The following is an 18,175-nucleotide window of genomic DNA, read 5'->3' on the forward strand; positions in this document are numbered from 1 at the left end:
GACAGCCTTTATTAATGAATGACGACAAATGATGAGCAAAAGTTACCAGTACTTAATGTCCAAAGTACAATCGAAAAAACGAGTCACATCTACAACCTGGTTGGAAGGCATTGTAATAAAAACATAAAATCGTGTATCATCTGTACAACTTAATATCATATGGAGCTCGTTTTGACACATACGCCGCCCTAGGCCCTCACCTTATTTCATCTCGCTCAAGACTATGAGCAACTTTATCGCGCTTGTCGCGAGACAAACTTGTACACGTTTTTCATAACCTCACTTTGAGGCACTAAATTTTAGGTAATTTTGCATGTTCGAACACGTAAAAAGAGACTGGCTCTCTAATATTCGTGGTGATGTACTTGCGGGTATTGTTGTGGCGCTAGCCCTGATCCCCGAAGCCATTGCTTTTTCTATTATTGCTGGCGTTGACCCAAAGGTCGGCTTGTATGCATCCTTTTGTATCGCTGTGATTATTGCTTTTGTTGGCGGTCGCCCAGGCATGATTTCAGCCGCTACAGGTGCAATGGCTTTGTTAATGGTCACTTTGGTCAAAGATCATGGCCTTGAATATCTTTTAGCAGCTACGCTACTGACCGGTGTTCTACAGATAATCGCAGGTTTTTTACGTTTAGGGGAATTAATGCGCTTTGTTTCCCGATCCGTTGTTACAGGCTTTGTAAATGCCCTCGCTATTCTAATATTTATGGCGCAATTACCAGAGCTAACGAATGTGACCTGGCACGTTTACGCGATGACAGCAGCGGGTTTAGGCATAATTTATTTGTTCCCTTATCTACCAATAATCGGTAAAGCTATTCCATCACCTTTAGTTTGTATTGTCACACTAACCGTTGTCACTATGGTTATTGGAATAGATATTCGTACGGTCGGCGATATGGGTGAGTTACCCGATACACTCCCCATTTTTTTATGGCCTGATGTGCCACTAACTATGGAAACACTGACGATTATTTTCCCTTATGCTGCAGGTTTAGCCGTGGTTGGCTTATTAGAGTCGATGATGACAGCCACCATTGTTGATGATTTGACAGATACCAGCAGCGATAGAAACAAAGAATGTAAAGGGCAAGGTATGGCTAACATTGGTGCCGGCCTTTTAGGCGGTATGGCGGGCTGTGCCATGATCGGACAGTCTATTATCAATGTAAAATCAGGTGGACGTGGCAGACTTTCTACTTTTGTTGCTGGCGCTTTTCTTCTAGTCATGGTGGTGTTTTTAGATGAGTGGTTACGACAGATCCCTATGGCAGCACTGGTTGCCGTTATGATCATGGTATCTATTGGTACATTCTCATGGTCGTCCATTCGTGACTTGCGCAAGCACCCGCTTTCAACCAATATCGTGATGATCGCAACCGTTATTGTTGTGGTAGCAACACATAACCTCGCTTTAGGGGTTTTAGTCGGCGTACTGCTGGCAACATTATTCTTTGCTAATAAAATTGGTCACTTTATGGCAGTTAAATCACATTACTCAGCAGCAGATAAAGTACGTACTTATGAAGTTGTAGGACAAGTATTCTTTGCTTCTGCAGAGCAATTTATTGCAGCATTCGACTTTAAAGAAGCAGTTAACACTGTTGTCATCGATCTTACTCAGGCACATTTTTGGGATATTACAGCGGTTTCCTCATTAGATAAAATGGTGATTAAATTTCGACGTGAAGGTGCCACGGTTAAAGTAATAGGCATGAATGAAGCCACAGAAACAGTTGTTGATAAATTTGGCGTACATAATGACCCAGCACAAGTAGACAAGCTATTGGGTGGACATTAGGAGATAAGTTATGAATAAAATAATTACTTGTATCGATGGCTCAGCCATAACGTCAGCAGTAACAGAAGCTGGAAAATGGGCCGCAAAAAAGCTAAATAAGCCGTTATGCTTTCTCCATATTATTGAGAGGTCACAACAACACGGTGCTGACGATTACACCGGAGCCATAGGCTTAGGCGCTCAATCAGCCCTGCTTGAAGAAATGACGAGACTCGATGAGCAAAAAAGTAAGCTTGCATTAACATTAGGCAATGACTTACTTGATTCTGTGGCTGAAGACGCTGCTACTTATGGTATTGAAACGGTTGAAACAATGCAGCGACATGGTGATATTGTTGAAGAGTTAATGGCATTAGAGCAACTGACTCGTTTGATTGTTATTGGGCGAAAAGGCGCTGGCCACGCACATGAGTTTAAAGCTCTTGGCTCACACATAGAAACCTTGTTACGAAAAGCAACACAACCTATCTTCATTGTACCTGAGGCATTTAGCCCGCCTAAATCATTTATGATTGCTTACGATGGCAGAGAATCGGCTGACCGTACTTTGCAAAAAGTATTAGACGGCGGATTATTGCACGGTATTGATTGTCACTTAGTGGCAGTAAAAAATAACGAAGTCATGCTAAAAGAAAAGTTTGATACAGCTAAAAACAAGCTTATCGAGCGAGGATTGAATGTTATTCCGGCGCTGTTAGAGGGTAACATCAATGAACAGTTAACTCGTTATCAGCAAGAGCAAAACATTGAGTTAATTGTCATGGGGGCTTTTGGTCACTCTAGGTTACGACAATTTTTTGTCGGTAGTAATACCTTAAAAATGTTGGAAAACACTCAAGTTCCGTTAATTATTATGCGTTAACGCACTTTGGCCTAGTTTTTAATGTTGGTAAAGGTTAATACGCTTTGCCAACATTTTTATCTTTATTAGCAACATATATTTTGTCAAATATCTAGGACTACCAATATCGTTATCGTTATCGTTATCGTTATCGTTAATTATAGGCTCAAGCTTTTTATTAACGTAAACTCTGCTTATCTTACATAACGCTATTTAATACATTATGCTGCCTGCTATTGCCCACCTAAAATGCACCCTTGAAAGTTATTACCCTATATCAGCCGCTGCATGGCACGACTATCAACAATGTTTAACGTCAAAGCAGCTTAATAAAGGAGAAGTACTTTATGCGCAGGGAGAAATAGCAAGCCATTTTGCTTTTATTCATAAGGGACTCATACGAGCTTATGTGACTGACCTTGAAGGAAATGAATATAATAAAAATTTCTTTTGTGAAGGACGATTTCCAGGGGCTATGACATCACTCATTAAAAGTGAAGCGAGCTTTTTAGCACTTGAGGCACTGGAAGATTGCGACATTATTGAAATTAACTTTTCTCAATTTAGAGCTGCGCTATTTAACAACCCAGAGTTAATGACATTCCATATTCATTATCTTGAAAAACACTGGTTACTAGAAAAAGAAACCAAAGAGATTAGTTATTTACAGTTTGAAGCAAAACAGCGCTACCTACAATTTTTAGAAGATTATCAAGTCATGCTGCCACGCCTAGCTCAGTACCATATCGCCAGTTATTTAGGTATTACACCGACACAATTAAGCCGTATAAAAAAAGATTTAAAAAATTAAGTGTTATCAACATATGTAAATGAGTGTGGCAAATAAGCTCAGTACACTATGTGCATCAAAACAAAATAAAACAAGGTAGATATTATGAATTTTATTGATGCACTCAATTGGCGTTATGCCGTAAACCAATTCTCAAATGAAAAATTAAATCAACAACAAGTTAATGGCTTAATTGAAAGCGTACGCTTAAGTGCGAGCTCTTATGGATTACAACCTTATCAGTTGTTTGTAATAGCAAGTGATCAGGTTAAAAATGATTTACTGCCCTTTAGCTATGGACAAACGAAAGTCGCCAATAATTCACACCTCTTAGTTTTCGCCCATAAGACCCAAATAACCTCAAAAGATATTTCCTTATTTATCTCTTCATTAGCCAAGAGTCAAAACAAAACCGCATTGGCATTAAACGATTACCAACAAGTGATCAGCAATGATCTGCTAGCAAAAAACGAAAACGAGCAAAGTGCTTGGGCAGCTCAGCAATGCTATATAGCCCTAGGTAAATTACTAAGTTATACAGCAATAAATCAAATTGACGCATGCCCAATGACCGGTTTTGATAGCCAGGGCATCAACCAAGTACTGGGGTTAAATAAACAAGGATTAAATGCCGAAATTATATGCCCCGTCGGCTTTAGAAGCACTGATGACATCAGTGCTTTACGAGTAAAATATCGAAAACAAACAGCTGATTTGGTCACTATGTTATGAGTATATTATGGCCTTTGGCATTATTCGCGGGGAGCTGTATTGCTGTGCAAGCGGCAATGAATGCTCGTTTAGGCCAAATTGTTAATAATGCTTGGCTAGCAACGGGCTATGCTTTTTTAAGCAGTTTCTTGTTAGTGATAGTGTTACTTTACTTGTTCAATGCCAAAACCAACACTATCCACTGGCTGCAAATTCCCTTTAGCAGTATCCCTTGGTATTTGTGGCTGTCGTGTCTATTAAGTGCTTTTGGTGTCGGCAGTATGTACTGGCTTATTCCTAAAATGGGCGTTGGTACGGTAATGAGCTATGCCTTAACCGGTCAATTAATTATGGCGATGCTAATCAGTCACTTTGCTTTATTTGAAAGCCCGCAAAAGTTAATATCAATAACGAAGCTCATAGGTGCGCTGTTATTGATAATAGGCCTTGTTTTACTTAATAAGGATTAATATGTCTGAGATGTTGCAAAAAAACTTAGCTAACTTGCATGCATTCTGGCGTGCAATGACGGTTATCAGTAGCGAAAATGAGATATTTTCTCATCCTAGTTGGCCAAACAAAATTTGGCACACCGACTTTATAAAAATAAACAGTAATCAATGGCGTGACCATATACACGTAACGTTAGCAGAGCCACTTCCTTTAGATAAGGTCACTATCAAAGCGCAATTAACGGCAATGTATTTAGCCTTAGAAAATGCCAAAGGCGTAACACATCAGCAAATAGTATTGGTGCAATCTCTTAAAGAGCTTCAACAGTGGTCTAGTGCATGTGGTCAAGCATTTGGTTATGAGATAAACACACACTCTCTCGTGCCGCTTCTGGATGACGAAAATGCGACAATAGTAACATTTCAAGTTAACGGTATAATGGCCGGCACAGCTATTTTATACCAATCAAACAATAATATGGGCATACATCAAGTTGGCGTATTACCCAACTTTCAAGGACGTGGCATTGGCAAAGCGCTGATGCTTCACTTAGTTGCTTTGGCAAAACAAAAGGCATGCAAATCAATGACGCTACAAGCATCCCAAGATGGCATAGCTATGTATCGAAATATGGGCTTCACGCCATTGTCGAGTTTGTATCACCTTGAGAAAAAATAGCTATCACGAGTAAAGTGTAGAATTATAAACCGAGGAAACTAACTGATTATTCTGCTAAGGTTGCATGCTAGCAAAGCGTGTAAACAAAGTACGGCTGACTATAACTTTGCTCAATCTATTTATTTTTAGGCGTTTAACAAAGCGTTAGGTTTTATCATGGCATTTGAACGCATTCATAAGCAAACCCATATAATTGCAGATACAACGGTACGTGTTTGTTATGATCGTTTTACTTCTCGTTTCGAGGTTAAGAGTGAATCCGAGGTAATATACTCCTCTCTCTTACTTTTATTACCTATAAAGAATGTCGATATCTCAATCAACAAGCAAAAATTTACCTTGAAAATACGCTGGTTTATTTTATGGCAATCTACATTAGTAAATTCAACAGGAGTCGTGGTTAGTGAGCTGCTTTATCGCCGCCGTAAAAAATCTATCAATTTGTTTATATATTTCATGCTAATTAGCAGCATAAAAATAGCCATTGGATTAACAGCGCAATAACTGACGTTCAGTTAACCCTTGCGAAGTATAAAACTATCTCTAAGTAGCAATTTAAAGATAGTTTTACTGTTTATTGCTGCTCTAACCATGCCTTGGGTGACATATGAGTATGCTTTCTAAAAACACGTGCCAGCGCAGACGCTGTTTCATAACCAACACTATTGGCAACAATGCTAACATTCTTACCTTGTTTTAATAACGACTGAGCAACACCTACCCGCCAACTAACTAAGTAATCGTTAGGTGTTTGACCAATAACGTTTTTAAATACTTCTGCGAATTTTGACCGAGACATTAAAGCTATTTCAGCCATTTTCTCTAACGACCACTGCTCTGCACAATGATTATGTAACTGCTGTAGAACATTTTTTAATTGCGGATGCATTAACCCCGCTAGCATGCCTTGTGCTATTTCACCTTTATTGATCAGCGAACGCATCATACTGATAATGAATATTTCCATCAATCGATTCATTACCGCCTGACGTCCCTGCTGCTCTTGCCCTGCTTCAGCAATAATCCAATCTATATTAGTTTGTAAAAACGGCGACTCAGCTAAAGGTAAAATTAATAAATCGGGTAAAGCATCAGCCAATAAATTTGAACTGCCACTACCGTAAGTCACGGTTGCACAAATAAGTTCAGCATTATCAGTGTCTTTAGCTTGCAAACCATGCTTAATCGGACGAGGCAAGAATATAATTGAAGGTTTGTCTAAAACAATGGTCGATTTGTCTAAACCAATAATAGATAAAGTACCACGGCGTAATAAATGAATATGACCTTCTACCGCAGCCCCTTCATTAAAGTTAGACAAGCCACAAAGTTTGCCAGTGTAAAACACCCCAGCTTGTAAACTAAAACGGTCAATAATTTCAGATAAATGGTCCATAAATAGGCAACTTGGACGATCGGGTTCAAAGTTTGGACGATTGTATCCCACACGCCAAACAATCAACACTATTATTTCCACTGTCATTAACAATCAAACAAATTAGGAAATATCATGTTGAAAACAACATTAAAAACAATACTCGCAGGTTCTATTTTAGTCGCAAGCAGCTTCGCATTTGCTGCAGATATTGACATGAATGCTGATGCAAACGATCTCGCCATCAAAGGGTACGACCCTGTGAGTTACTTCACAATGTCAACGCCTAAAATGGGCAATGCCAGTTACACAGCAACTTATAAAGGCGGCATATATCAATTTAGCTCTGAAGAAAACCGCGACATGTTTAAAGCATCTCCAGCTAAATACGCACCACAATATGGTGGCTATTGTGCCTTTGGTGTCGCCATGGAGAAAAAGTTTGATACCGACCCACTTGCTTGGAAAATTGTTGATAACAAATTGTATTTAAACCTAAACAAAGACGTGCAAACAAAATGGTTAACTGACGTACCAGGTTACTTAGATCTTTCGAATGATAACTGGGGCGACATAAAAAATGTTGCTGCCGGCGAACTATAAAAGCGCTCTTTTATTAAGCGCTTAACCAAGCGCTTAATAACCTGGTGTCACAGTCACGATAAAAGAGGTAGGAACAATAATGAATGTAGAAGAAATTCGTAGTGAACAACATTTTAATGATGTTTTAGCGTCAAGTAGCGACGTGTTAATCGACTTTTGGGCATCATGGTGTGGGCCATGCAAATCAATGACCCCGGTATTTGAACAAGTCGCCAATGAAAAAGTAGCTGAACTTAAAGCGATTAAGGTCAATATCGATGATATACCCTCTTTAGCTCAAAAATATGGTATTCGCAGCATTCCATCATTATTGCTACTTAAAAATAAATTAGTAACGTCTGAACACTTAGGTGCAGCATCGAAAAGCGATGTTATCGAGTGGTTAAACGAACATTAATACAATCCAAAAATAGAAAGGAAAATAATATGAATCACAATATTGCATTATCGACCGCATTTGCAGCGGCCTTATCTCTGGGTGTGATGGCTGACGCTGAAGCGGCAGAGAAGCGAGTAAAAAAAGAAAAATGTTACGGCGTATCTTTAGCGGGACAAAACGACTGTAGCAACATTGCCGGCACGCATTCATGCGCAGGACAATCAACCCTTGATAACGACCCTGGTGAATGGCGTTTAGTCACAAAAGGGCTTTGCAAAAGCCAAGGTGGTTTAACCCGTAAAGAAGCTCGTGAAGTATTGAAGCAAAAAGCTTAAAACAACTGACCTAGGTTCAGTTAATGCAAATAAAGTCGTTCTAACGGCTTATTTTTTCGATGTTACTGGAGAAAAACTATGTTTTCTTTAAATAAAAAGCCAACAGCTGGTTTGCCATTAATTGGTGTTGGTTTAAGGCATCATCATTTTGAAGATGCTTTGAACTCTCCAGCTAACATCGACTTTATTGAAGTGCATGCTGAAAATTTTTTCGCACAAGGCGGCGCAAGTCATGCCATGCTATCAGATATAGCACAGCACTATCATATTAGCTTACATGCCACATCGTTAGGCTTAGGATCGTCCTTACCTGCCCCACAAAAACAGCTAGCACAGTTATCGAACTTAGTTGAACGTTATCAGCCAATATTAATATCGGATCATGCTTGCTTTAGTTGGGCTGAAGTATCGGGCATCGACACGCATGCCGGTGACTTGTTGCCAATACCTTTTAATGATGAAAGTTTACAAATGATGGTGGCCAATGTTGAACGTGCTCAACAACAATTAGGCCAACAAATTTTAGTAGAAAATTTATCGGCTTATATAGAGCTACCCGGTTCAACTTACCGCGAGGCCGAGTTTTTAGTAAAACTTTGCCAACAATCTGGCTGTAAGCTACTGATTGACCTAAACAACCTGATCGTTAATGCCACTAATCAACCCTTGTTAAGTTGTAGTGCTAAAACGCCATCGTTTTCAGATCAAGAAAATATTTTAGCCTACGCTAAACAATGGCTAAATAGAGTGCCTAAGTCACTTGTAGGAGAAATTCATCTAGCCGGTTGTACACAAGTAGCCGATGGCGAAATGATGATTGACGATCATAGTCAACCGGTGTCTGACACTGTTTGGCACTTATATCACTATGCGTTACAACAATTTGGCGCTGTAGCTACATTAATTGAATGGGATGAAAACTTACCGTCATGGCAAACACTGATTGCAGAAGCAGAAAAAGCTAAGCTCATTGCGAAAGAAGTTTTTTCTACAGCGCAAAAAACAGCAGCATTAAACAAGCTTTCAAGCAATCACCTAAAAGACATTTCGGGTGAGCAATAATGAGCTTAAAACAGCAACAAAACCAACTGCTATCAGCAATATTTGCATTAGATAACGCAAATAAAATCACGACTGATAATGTCACATTGGCACAAAATAAGGGCTACACTGCGGGGTTAGAAATTTATCAACGCAGTTTACTTGCTAACGCTAACCGTGCACTCGCCATTACTTTTGCCACCGTACATTCATTTATTGGTGCAAGTACATTTAAAAGGTTAGTTAAAAGCTACTTACAAACGCATTTAAAAGACGCTTACGACTGGGGAGAGCTAGGTGCAAACTTTGCAAGTTTCATTAAACACCAGAAAATAGCGGACCTTGAAAACAGCGCCATACTAGCCGATATAGCTACATTAGATTTTGCCTGCCATCAAACAGAGAGAGCAAAAAATGTCGACAAAGATTTAGCTAGCTTATCATTACTAAGCAGCAAAGACGCTTACCAGTTAACGGTTAACTTTGCCGCCGGCTTTAAGGTATTACCCCTGAGTTACCCCGTAGATACAGTGATTGAAGACATTAAAAATTCACACAAAAAAAATAATATACTAAGTGTCGAAGCGATTAAGCAGCAATTAACACATGCCGAGCTAGCAGGAAAAAAAGCAAACGCATACTACTTCCTGATTTGGCGACCCAGCTTTCAAGCCCAATATCAGCAAATTACGGAAGAAGAATATCTATGGTTAGCATTATGGCAATCTAACCAAACCCAACCCGTTAATCAGCAACTCAGTCTTGGCAGAGCATTAGATAAAACTAAAACCGACCGTTTCTCAATTGTAGATTGGCTCCCCAAAGCCATAGAGCAACAGCTGATTAATTCAATTTCGACTCAAACACCAGATTAACCACAAGCGTTAATACAAGGATAAAATTGTCGCATTAACTAAAAGCTTAATGTGCCACGTCTATCAATATTAACCATTATGATACTTTACAATAAGGAAACTAATCATGGCTTTGCAAAAAGTTAGAGCAATACACAACCAAATTTTTGATTACAGTAATTACTTACTTATTCCACTGGTACTTTTTATTAGGCTTTATATTGCCAATATATTTTTTAAATCGGGCTTAACCAAATTACGTGACTGGGAATCAACATTAATGCTCTTTGAATATGAATATGAAGTACCGTTAGTATCTCCTATGGTAGCCGCATGGGCAGGCACTATCGGCGAATTAGTCTTACCGGTATTACTCGCGATAGGTTTGTTTAGCCGTCTTTCTGCTGTTGGTCTATTCATCGTTAATGCTGTGGCAGTGATCAGCTTGGTAGATATTAGCCCCGCAGCAATGAACGAACATATTTTATGGGGCAGCTTATTAGTCTTCGTGTTTTTACTTGGTGGTAAGAAATTATCGCTAGATAATAAGCTTAAGCTTTCATAAGCATATTTTGCATCGCTATATCTCCCGAGGCTATACCTGTGGAAGATATAGCTGTGGAAGATATAGCTGTGAAAAATATAGCCTTAAAATAAAATACGCTGATAACTTAACAGCCAACATATTTAAAGCCGACCTATTTTCAATAGGTCGGCTTTTTAGTTTGATCAAGCGAGCACAATTCAAAATAGCGATTAAGTCGTCATCAAGTAGTCGTAAAAATAATCGTTATTGAAATAAACTAGCACAAAAAAAAGCCTTAAAATACTGAGATAAAATCAATACAGAGAAGTGTGACTGCGCATAATGTTTAACACTACCTGTCACAAATGAGATTGGCTTCGAATGATCACTTTTGCCACAAACCTGACCTAATTCACTGGTTAAAACATCCCTGTTTTATATTCACTTTGATACGATGGCGGACTTTAGCCTAGGATTATCTAACGACAAGTGAACCGACAAATAAGACTTAAGTGAATTCAAAATATCAAACGCTAATGAGGTAAACAACATTGCTGACATTTCAACGAACCTGACCCCGCAGGTTTCAAAAAATAAGCCTTAAAATACTGAGATAAAATCAATACAGAGAAATATGACTACGCATAATGTTTAACACTACCTGTCACAAATGAGATTGGCTTCGAATGATCACTTTTGCCACAAACCTGACCTAATTCACTGGTCAAAACATCCCTGTTTTATATTCACTTTGATACGATGGCGGACTTTAGCCTAGGATTATCTAACGACAAGTGCACCGACAAATAAGACTTAAGTGAATTCAAAATATCAAACGCTAATGAGGTAAACAACATTGCTGACATTTCAACGAACCTGACCCCGCAGGTTTTAGAAGCCCTGAAACGTAAGGGCTCTCCCTTGTTGAAATATGCGATGGAAAGCAAGTTTTAGGACTTGCGGTCCACCTCAGGGCGTGTTGTTATGCATATTTTTTCATCACACTATTTCTATTTTGTAAGTGTTATCTTTTAAACGTGCCGTTTTAACCATAATATTTGGATTAGAAGCTTTAACCACGCTCAAAAGTAAACTCTTTTCAGATGCTGACATCTTATCACCTACAATAATTTCTTTTAATGTATTGGGCATGTAACAATGAAAATCACTTTTATTTAACGACATGATTCTGAATTCATTTTCGTATTTCCAATCACTAGATTTAGTTGCAACTGTTTCAGTTACTTTCTCCACAAAATTTATATCATCACCATTTAATAATCCTTGGGATTGAAGGAAATCATTAAGCTTTATAACATTTGGGTGGTCTTGATATTGAACAATGATTGGTCTAATTGACTCTGTAGTAGAAGAATACATATCTTTCTGTAATTCATCTCCATCAAATACAAGACAGTAACCTCGAAGTCCATTAGCATAATGAGACCACATTAAATTATTAGTTAACGGGTTATTTTCTACTTGTTCAATTGAAAGGCAAACGATTTTTGAACTATGAACAATATTAATGAATTTTTCTAAATCATGCTCTACTACCTTTTGAAAAAACTCTTCCTTCGTAAAAGATCCTTCAATTAAGTTCAACTCATCAAGAATTTCTTGATACTTATGTTCACCAACATCATCTTTAAGTATTAATTCGAAGCCCGAAAGTAACTCAGAATCTATATTAATTTCTTTAATATGAAAGCCTTCAAAAGGGTCATTAAAGTCATTGAGGCTAGAAAACCAAAGCTGATTATTTGCTAGTGCAGATAAATTATTAGTATTTACTTCTCGAAACTTGTATAGATGCATTCTTTTCTCGAATTAGAGTGACAGACATTTCTTATAAAAATTGTGTAGCGAAGCGAAACGTAGCCAACTGTTACGTGTCCTTGTTGATTTGCTTGATAGTTTACATTAATACTTACTGTCAAAATCATTGCAATCTGGACATGTATAGCTATATGTATCAACCCAACTACTCATTTCACCATTTGGCCAAGATGAACCACAAATTTCACAATCAACCTCAATATCCTCTGAGTCTTCATTCCCACACATAGTGCACTTAAAGCCAGTTGAGGAATCGACATTAGGAATCATTAAGTCACTAACATTACATTCTGGACAATCATAGGTTGCCCAATGCACGTCATACTGGTGTTTTGGTCTGACACCTCTGAAAGCAGCGCTGTGCGCTTCTCTTACTTCAACTTTAGCTTCTTCTAATTCATGTTCATATTCATCAGCTAATGTTTGAAAAACACCTAATTGTTTTTTACTAATTACATCTTGCAATCCAACAACACTAAATATATCCGTAAACTCGTCGAATCCTCGTGTTAGTCTGCCTAAAACTAACCGTACTTCTTTGGTGTTCATTTCAAATTTATGATGCTCAATATTATTTCTTAGATCTTTCAACGATCTAATTTCAGAAGCAAATTCTGAGTCGAAGTATTCTTTATCAGATTCTACGTATTCGAGAGCCATATCAAGAGTAATTGTATGGGGGTTTTGATGTCCTTTAATAGGAGACTCAAAGTCAAACTCTTCATTTTCTAAAATTTCAAATGCTTCAATTAATGGAACTCCATCGTCTTTAGCTCTTTTGGCTACAACTCTGAATACCTTTGAATATATTAAGTTTTCTTCTACCGTTGAAATATAGTGCTTTAAAATTAACTCCATAAAATGACAAAAATGCAATAGCGCAAATTTATGGGATCTTGTACATCCATTTTGCCCTTGCGCGTACTTATCTAGAGCTTCGTCCAAGCTGTCGATTGCATTGCCGATAATATCCAATTCGTATTTATGCACGAGCCCTCCTTAGTAAACTAACGCCTCGTTAAGAGGCAAATAATTGTTGGCTAAAATTAGCGACGAAGGAGCAAAAGCCAACTGTTTTTTGTCCTTTTAAACGACTTATAGTTGCTCTACTTCTTACTAATCGCTGTCTTTAATAAATCGAGGATAGCTACACTTGAAACAGGTTCTTCTACTTTTTTCTCTTGAGAATTTAAGCCGAAGAATTTTTTAGTAAGTTCCTCTTTCACTTTATTTCTTGTATCTTCAGGTAGCTTTTCTAAATATGGATCTAAAGAGGCAAGTTCAAGCTCTGAGCGTCTATTATGATTCTCCAGCAATCTATGTTTTGCCGATTCTTTAGCTGCATATGCTGCAGGAATTGCTAAAGCTAAAGCCGCACCAATTCTAAATAGCGCGAGTTTCCAATCAAAACCATTTGTGGCAGAAATAAATATAGTAAAGCCAATAACAGCAACCATTGAAATCATTAACCATAAAGCAATATTACGCCATTTATCTGCTGCTGCTTTTTCAATATTAGCAATATTCTGGTAGTTTCCAGTGATTCCAATATTCCCAATGATTTGAAGTAAATTAGATGCTTCTTCCTTTTTTTCTTCAAGTACGTCAAGTACGTGTTGTGCATCTATTTTTTGCGATTCTAGTTGAGCAGAGAACGTCTCCTTTTGTTCACCTATTTTTTCTTGAAGTATATTTTCCGTGCTTTCAATTTTATCATCGAGTTGAGAGTTGAACTCTTGAGTATAACTCTCATATTTTTCTTCAATTTCACTAACGGTTGAATCAAATTTATTTGTGAAATCAGCTTCTGTATTCTCAAACCTTTCAGTGAAGCTGCTTAATGAGGTTTCAATATTTTCGCTATGACTCTGAATTTCTGAAACCAAATTCTCTAAATTTGATTTTTGATCAACAGCATCTTCAGAAATAGTGCTAATAGATGCATCCAAATTATCTTTTGATTCTTTTATTTCTGATAGTGACTCTTCAGCTAACGATTTAAATTGAAGCAGTGATTTGGTAAACGATTGTTTTGAAATAGGAAGGCTCTGCATTGGAAGAGCAATAAGTTGAGCCATTGCATTATCAATATGCGATGAGGTGTTATTTAAGTGCGCAACGTTTTTATTCGCAATATAATTGTTAAGTTCAGAGATTAAGCTCTGGATATAACTATTGGTGTTATTAAGATGCCCATGATTAACTAATGCTGGAATTAGATTCTCAAGACAGGTTTCTGCATATAATTTAAGTTGAGCAATTCTGTCAATATGCTCAAGAACTGATAAATCATCCGTTTTAAGAGTTTCATCAGATAAACGCTCCTCTAAATTATCTAAAGTGGCATGTATCGCATGATTTTTGAATTTATCATCCCATTGAGACATTTGAACTCCATTCTATGATTGCAATGTAACAGCTTATTAGTGAGCATTTCAATTTAAAACAAATATTTGAAACAATTTCATTTAAAGATAACCCACTTTTTATTAATGATTTTAATACGTTACCAGTAATTATTTACCTTATCAAACAAAAATTCATGTGGAGAAAGTGAGCATTGAGATATGTGCGACTTTTAATGACTCGCTATGTAATATTTTTAATTAATTTATCCTAAATAAAACAATAAATTATAAAGCCACTCTTATATATTCTTGCCGCTTATAAAATTACATAACGTGCCATCACCTTGTATTTTCAGAAATTAGCAGGACACCCTTCCTAAACTCCTCAATCCCAAAAGAATTAGTTGACCACAACACTCACTAAATTATCGTAGGTAAGATAAATACTTGAAAGATCCATTCTAGATTGAATGCAACCAAAAAAATGCCAAAAAAAAGCGAACCTAAACAGATCCGCTTAATATTTTATTTATGGCTTATAACTATCAGTTTAACACTAGTATTTCGTCACTTTAATTTTATAAAACACGCTGTAAAGTACCGGTACCGCGATCATTGTTAAAATAGTAGCAAACGCGAGGCCGCCCATAATAGTGACCGACATGTCAGCAAAGAATGGGTCTAATATTAGTGGCATAACACCTAATATCGTGGTGATAGCCGCTAATGAAACCGGTCGTAAACGACTCAAGCTTGCTTCAACAATAGCGATGTCTTTTTCTTTACCTTCAATGATTTGTAGGTCAATCTCTTCTAACAGCACAATGGCATTTTTAATTAACATACCAAATAAGCTTAAGAAGCCGAGCAATGACATAAAACCAAACGGTAAATCAGCTAATAGCAAACCGGCTACTACACCTACAACAGCCATTGGTACAATTAACCAGATAATAATCGGTTGTCTTGCGCGCCCAAACAATAGCACACTGATCAAAAACATCACTAAAAAGCCTAGTGGTAAGCCTTGTCCTAACGCGGCTTGTGCATCACGTGATGATTCATATTCACCGCCCCACTCTAGCTTGTAACCTTCAGGTAAGGTAATAGCTTCAATTTTTGCTTGTGTGCGATTAAAAGCTTCGCCGGTGGTTTCGCTGTAACCTGCTTCTGCCTTAACCGTTATGGTACGCACGCGATCACGGCGATTAATCAGTAACTCTTCACTGGTGTAATTCATTTTACCGCTCACTTGCTTAAACGGTACGTATGTGCGTTGGCTACTACTCCACACTAAGCTATTTTGTAAACCTACTAGCTGATCAGGGTTGGTATTACTATTTCTGGCGATTATTGGATACAAGTAATCACCATCTTGCAACTGACCTATTTGCAAACCGTCAGTGTAAAACTTAATGGCTTGACTGAAATCGCTACGTGAAACTCCGGCAATACCAGCGGCAATATCGTCATACTCAGGGGCTAAAACAATACCTTTGTCGCGCCAGTCGTCACGAATATCGCGAATTTTGCCATCAGCAAAATATATCGCTTTAGCTTGCTCAGCCAGGTCACGTAAAATAGCGGGGTCTTCACCAGAAAAACGTGCTTGAATTTTAGCGCCCGCACCTGGGCCAAATTGCATAATTTCGGCGTAAAAATTCACATTAGGGTTTGCTGCTCGCAATTTATTGGAGACTTCTTGCGCTAAACGCGGAATATCAGCCGCGTCATATGCGCGCACTAAAAATAAACCATAACTTTCATTGGGTAGCTCGGGGCCAAACACTAAGGTAAAACGCTCTGAGCTTTCGCCGATAAAGGTGGCAGTAGATTCAATCCCTTCAGTGTCGAGGATCAGCTTTTCACCTGCTTTCATATGCTTTTCTGTTGCACGAATATCTGAGTCTTGTGCCCCCCAGTAATGAACAAAAAATACTGGTGTATTCGACGGTGGGAAAAAGCCTTGTTTAATAAAGCCAAAACTTGCATAAGCACCAATGGTAATAGCAACTAATATCGCCAAAGTTACACCGCGCCAATGCAGTGCATTACGCAAAACCACTAAGTAAGCTTTATGAAATAAAGAGTGAGACGCTTCCTGACCTTCTTTATCGCCAACTTTATAAAAGTATTTACCCAGCAACGGCGTTAAGGTAACAGCCAGCACCCAACTGAGCATCAAAGAAATTAACACCACGGCAAACAATGAAAACAAGAACTCACCTGTTGCATCATCTGACAGGCCAATACCTGAGAATGCAGCTATACCTATCACCGTTGCACCAAGTAAAGGCCACTGGGTTCTTTTGACAATAAAGCTGGCAGACTCCATTGCTGATTTGCCTTTTTCCATCCGCAGCATCATACCTTCAGCAACTACAATGGCATTATCAACTAGCATCCCCATAGCAATAACCATGGCGCCTAAAGAGATACGTTGCAATTGCAAATCATACAGCCACATGATCAGCACAGTACCTAATACGGTGATCAATAACGTACCGCCAACCACAACACCTGAGCGCCAGCCCATAAAAATACACAGTGCTAGGGTTACAACAGCCACCGATGCTTCAAGGTTTAGAATAAAGCCATCAACCGATTCATCAACAATTTTCGCTTGGTTGTAAATAGAAGACACTTCAATGCCGGCCGGCAACTTCGCTAGCACCTCTGCTAATTTAGTTTCTATGTGCTGACCAACATCAACAATATTGATATCATTTTGTGCAGACACCGCCAGTGTAATGGCTTGTTCACCATTAAAGCGTTTTAAACCACTGGGTATGGCTACCGGTTGAAGGCTTAATTTGGCAATATCTTTTATTTTAATTGAAGCATTATTACCTGGCACAACAATCGATAAGTTTTCTATCTCTGCTATTTTATTGGTTGAGCTTTCAATCGGAATGCGAATTTGTTTATCGCCGACATACAATCTGCCACCGCTAAAAGGCTTTAAATTACTGGCCAGTACTTGCTGAATATCAGGAAACGACAAACCCAAACCTGCAATTTGATAACTGTCGATAGTGGCAACTATTTCTTCTTCTAAAATCCCCCCCACTTTCACCTTAGCTACGCCATCAACGGTGAGAACTTCACGACGAATAATACGGGAAAACTCGCGCATTTGATCGGCGCTAAAATCAGGTGCTGACAACGCATAATAAATACCATAAACATCGCCAAAATCATCGATAACCACCGGTGCACTTGCCCCTAATGGTAAGTTCTGTTCAATATCACGCAGCCGCTTACGCAACTCATCCCAAATTTGTGGCAGTAATGGGCCATCAATGTGAGGTTGTATTTCCATGGTTATCCGAGAAAAACCCGGCTTACTGACTGATGTCAACGTATCTAATTGCCACATTTGCTGTAAGGCAATTTCAACTTGTTCAGTTACTTCTTTTTCAACTTTTTCTGCACTGGCGCCTGGGTAATAAGTAAAAATAACCGCTTGTTTGATGGTAAAAGCAGGGTCTTCCAAACGCCCTATTTTTCCCATCGCGACAATGCCACCAATAATAAAGCAGATAGATAAAAGCCAAATATTAATTGGCTTAGTTAATGAAAAACGTGCGATATCCAT

At 38.3% G+C, this 18,175-nt stretch carries 18 protein-coding genes; 13 read left to right on the forward strand and 5 right to left on the reverse strand.

Translation table 11 applies throughout. The annotated features are described in order from the left end of the window. Positions 1–313: 313 nt before the first annotated feature. The 7 genes from B0169_RS06745 to B0169_RS06775 all read left to right on the forward strand — a co-directional run bounded on the left by B0169_RS06745 (position 314) and on the right by B0169_RS06775 (position 5,781). Positions 314–1,804, forward strand: a complete 1,491-nt coding sequence (locus B0169_RS06745) for a SulP family inorganic anion transporter (protein ID WP_077285194.1) — start codon at positions 314–316, stop codon at positions 1,802–1,804. A gap of 10 nt (positions 1,805–1,814) precedes the next feature. Beyond that, the gene (locus B0169_RS06750) at positions 1,815–2,666 is read left to right on the forward strand and encodes a universal stress protein (RefSeq protein ID WP_077285195.1); all 852 of its coding nucleotides are present in this window, start codon (positions 1,815–1,817) and stop codon (positions 2,664–2,666) included. Positions 2,667–2,868: 202 nt separating this feature from the next. Beyond that, positions 2,869–3,456, forward strand: a complete 588-nt coding sequence (locus tag B0169_RS06755; RefSeq protein ID WP_077285196.1) for a Crp/Fnr family transcriptional regulator — start codon at positions 2,869–2,871, stop codon at positions 3,454–3,456. An 84-nt stretch (positions 3,457–3,540) separates the two neighbouring features. Next, positions 3,541–4,167: a nitroreductase family protein gene (locus B0169_RS06760; RefSeq protein ID WP_077285197.1), complete on the forward strand. Its 627-nt coding sequence runs from the start codon at positions 3,541–3,543 to the stop codon at positions 4,165–4,167. After that, entirely contained in the window at positions 4,164–4,616 is a 453-nt protein-coding gene (locus tag B0169_RS06765; protein ID WP_077285198.1) for a DMT family transporter, read from the forward strand. The genes B0169_RS06760 and B0169_RS06765 overlap by 4 nt, the downstream gene beginning before the upstream one ends. A 1-nt stretch (position 4,617) precedes the next feature. Further along, a complete protein-coding gene (locus tag B0169_RS06770; protein WP_077285199.1) occupies positions 4,618–5,277 on the forward strand; it encodes a GNAT family N-acetyltransferase in 660 nt (219 codons plus the stop codon). A 156-nt stretch (positions 5,278–5,433) separates the two neighbouring features. Next, entirely contained in the window at positions 5,434–5,781 is a 348-nt protein-coding gene (locus B0169_RS06775) for a hypothetical protein (RefSeq protein ID WP_077285200.1), read from the forward strand. A 70-nt stretch (positions 5,782–5,851) separates the two neighbouring features. On the opposite strand, the gene B0169_RS06780 is transcribed toward B0169_RS06775, so the two are convergent. Next, positions 5,852–6,742 (reverse strand): AraC family transcriptional regulator, encoded by an 891-nt coding sequence (locus B0169_RS06780; RefSeq protein WP_158077062.1) that lies wholly within the window; start codon positions 6,740–6,742, stop codon positions 5,852–5,854. A gap of 45 nt (positions 6,743–6,787) precedes the next feature. On the opposite strand from B0169_RS06780, the gene B0169_RS06785 reads away from it, so the two are divergent. The 6 genes from B0169_RS06785 (at position 6,788) to B0169_RS06810 (ending at position 10,429) form a co-directional block, all read left to right on the forward strand. Next, complete coding sequence (locus B0169_RS06785; protein ID WP_077285202.1) at positions 6,788–7,255, forward strand: YHS domain-containing (seleno)protein; 468 nt, start codon at positions 6,788–6,790, stop codon at positions 7,253–7,255. A 79-nt stretch (positions 7,256–7,334) separates the two neighbouring features. Further along, positions 7,335–7,652 (forward strand): thioredoxin, encoded by a 318-nt coding sequence (gene trxA, locus B0169_RS06790; RefSeq protein WP_077285203.1) that lies wholly within the window; start codon positions 7,335–7,337, stop codon positions 7,650–7,652. A gap of 29 nt (positions 7,653–7,681) precedes the next feature. Next, positions 7,682–7,969, forward strand: coding sequence for a BufA1 family periplasmic bufferin-type metallophore (locus B0169_RS06795; RefSeq protein WP_077285204.1), 288 nt, complete (start codon positions 7,682–7,684; stop codon positions 7,967–7,969). A 78-nt stretch (positions 7,970–8,047) separates the two neighbouring features. Next, positions 8,048–9,031, forward strand: a complete 984-nt coding sequence (locus tag B0169_RS06800; protein WP_077285205.1) for an MbnB/TglH/ChrH family RiPP precursor modification enzyme — start codon at positions 8,048–8,050, stop codon at positions 9,029–9,031. Beyond that, a complete protein-coding gene (locus B0169_RS06805) occupies positions 9,031–9,885 on the forward strand; it encodes an HvfC/BufC family peptide modification chaperone (protein WP_077285206.1) in 855 nt (284 codons plus the stop codon). The genes B0169_RS06800 and B0169_RS06805 overlap by 1 nt, the downstream gene beginning before the upstream one ends. Before the next feature lie 106 nt (positions 9,886–9,991). Further along, a complete protein-coding gene (locus B0169_RS06810; protein ID WP_077285207.1) occupies positions 9,992–10,429 on the forward strand; it encodes a DoxX family protein in 438 nt (145 codons plus the stop codon). Between the two features lie 960 nt (positions 10,430–11,389). On the opposite strand, the gene B0169_RS06815 is transcribed toward B0169_RS06810, so the two are convergent. The 4 genes from B0169_RS06815 to B0169_RS06830 form a co-directional block, all read right to left on the reverse strand. Further along, the gene (locus tag B0169_RS06815) at positions 11,390–12,208 is read right to left on the reverse strand and encodes a DUF2971 domain-containing protein (protein ID WP_077285208.1); all 819 of its coding nucleotides are present in this window, start codon (positions 12,206–12,208) and stop codon (positions 11,390–11,392) included. A gap of 105 nt (positions 12,209–12,313) precedes the next feature. Next, positions 12,314–13,219 carry a hypothetical protein gene (locus B0169_RS06820; RefSeq protein ID WP_077285209.1) on the reverse strand — a complete coding sequence of 302 codons (906 nt, stop codon included), beginning with the start codon at positions 13,217–13,219 and terminating at the stop codon, positions 12,314–12,316. 116 nt (positions 13,220–13,335) lie between these two features. Further along, a complete protein-coding gene (locus tag B0169_RS06825; protein ID WP_077285210.1) occupies positions 13,336–14,616 on the reverse strand; it encodes a hypothetical protein in 1,281 nt (426 codons plus the stop codon). 517 nt (positions 14,617–15,133) lie between these two features. Further along, complete coding sequence (locus tag B0169_RS06830; RefSeq protein WP_077285211.1) at positions 15,134–18,175, reverse strand: efflux RND transporter permease subunit; 3,042 nt, start codon at positions 18,173–18,175, stop codon at positions 15,134–15,136.

Source organism: Cognaticolwellia aestuarii (genome assembly GCF_002000025.1).
Classification (GTDB): Bacteria; Pseudomonadota; Gammaproteobacteria; order Enterobacterales; family Alteromonadaceae; genus Cognaticolwellia; species Cognaticolwellia aestuarii.

What these genes read in the sequence shown, in the direction of transcription:
- B0169_RS06745 (WP_077285194.1), top strand. Translation starts at nt 314, where the DNA reads ATGTTCGAACACGTAAAAAGAGACTGGCTCTCTAATATTCGTGGTGAT.
- B0169_RS06750 (WP_077285195.1), top strand. Translation starts at nt 1,815, where the DNA reads ATGAATAAAATAATTACTTGTATCGATGGCTCAGCCATAACGTCAGCA.
- B0169_RS06755 (WP_077285196.1), top strand. Translation starts at nt 2,869, where the DNA reads ATGCTGCCTGCTATTGCCCACCTAAAATGCACCCTTGAAAGTTATTAC.
- B0169_RS06760 (WP_077285197.1), top strand. Translation starts at nt 3,541, where the DNA reads ATGAATTTTATTGATGCACTCAATTGGCGTTATGCCGTAAACCAATTC.
- B0169_RS06765 (WP_077285198.1), top strand. Translation starts at nt 4,164, where the DNA reads ATGAGTATATTATGGCCTTTGGCATTATTCGCGGGGAGCTGTATTGCT.
- B0169_RS06770 (WP_077285199.1), top strand. Translation starts at nt 4,618, where the DNA reads ATGTCTGAGATGTTGCAAAAAAACTTAGCTAACTTGCATGCATTCTGG.
- B0169_RS06775 (WP_077285200.1), top strand. Translation starts at nt 5,434, where the DNA reads ATGGCATTTGAACGCATTCATAAGCAAACCCATATAATTGCAGATACA.
- B0169_RS06785 (WP_077285202.1), top strand. Translation starts at nt 6,788, where the DNA reads ATGTTGAAAACAACATTAAAAACAATACTCGCAGGTTCTATTTTAGTC.
- trxA (WP_077285203.1), top strand. Translation starts at nt 7,335, where the DNA reads ATGAATGTAGAAGAAATTCGTAGTGAACAACATTTTAATGATGTTTTA.
- B0169_RS06795 (WP_077285204.1), top strand. Translation starts at nt 7,682, where the DNA reads ATGAATCACAATATTGCATTATCGACCGCATTTGCAGCGGCCTTATCT.
- B0169_RS06800 (WP_077285205.1), top strand. Translation starts at nt 8,048, where the DNA reads ATGTTTTCTTTAAATAAAAAGCCAACAGCTGGTTTGCCATTAATTGGT.
- B0169_RS06805 (WP_077285206.1), top strand. Translation starts at nt 9,031, where the DNA reads ATGAGCTTAAAACAGCAACAAAACCAACTGCTATCAGCAATATTTGCA.
- B0169_RS06810 (WP_077285207.1), top strand. Translation starts at nt 9,992, where the DNA reads ATGGCTTTGCAAAAAGTTAGAGCAATACACAACCAAATTTTTGATTAC.
- B0169_RS06815 (WP_077285208.1), bottom strand. Translation starts at nt 12,208, where the DNA reads ATGCATCTATACAAGTTTCGAGAAGTAAATACTAATAATTTATCTGCA.
- B0169_RS06825 (WP_077285210.1), bottom strand. Translation starts at nt 14,616, where the DNA reads ATGTCTCAATGGGATGATAAATTCAAAAATCATGCGATACATGCCACT.
- B0169_RS06830 (WP_077285211.1), bottom strand. Translation starts at nt 18,175, where the DNA reads ATGGATATCGCACGTTTTTCATTAACTAAGCCAATTAATATTTGGCTT.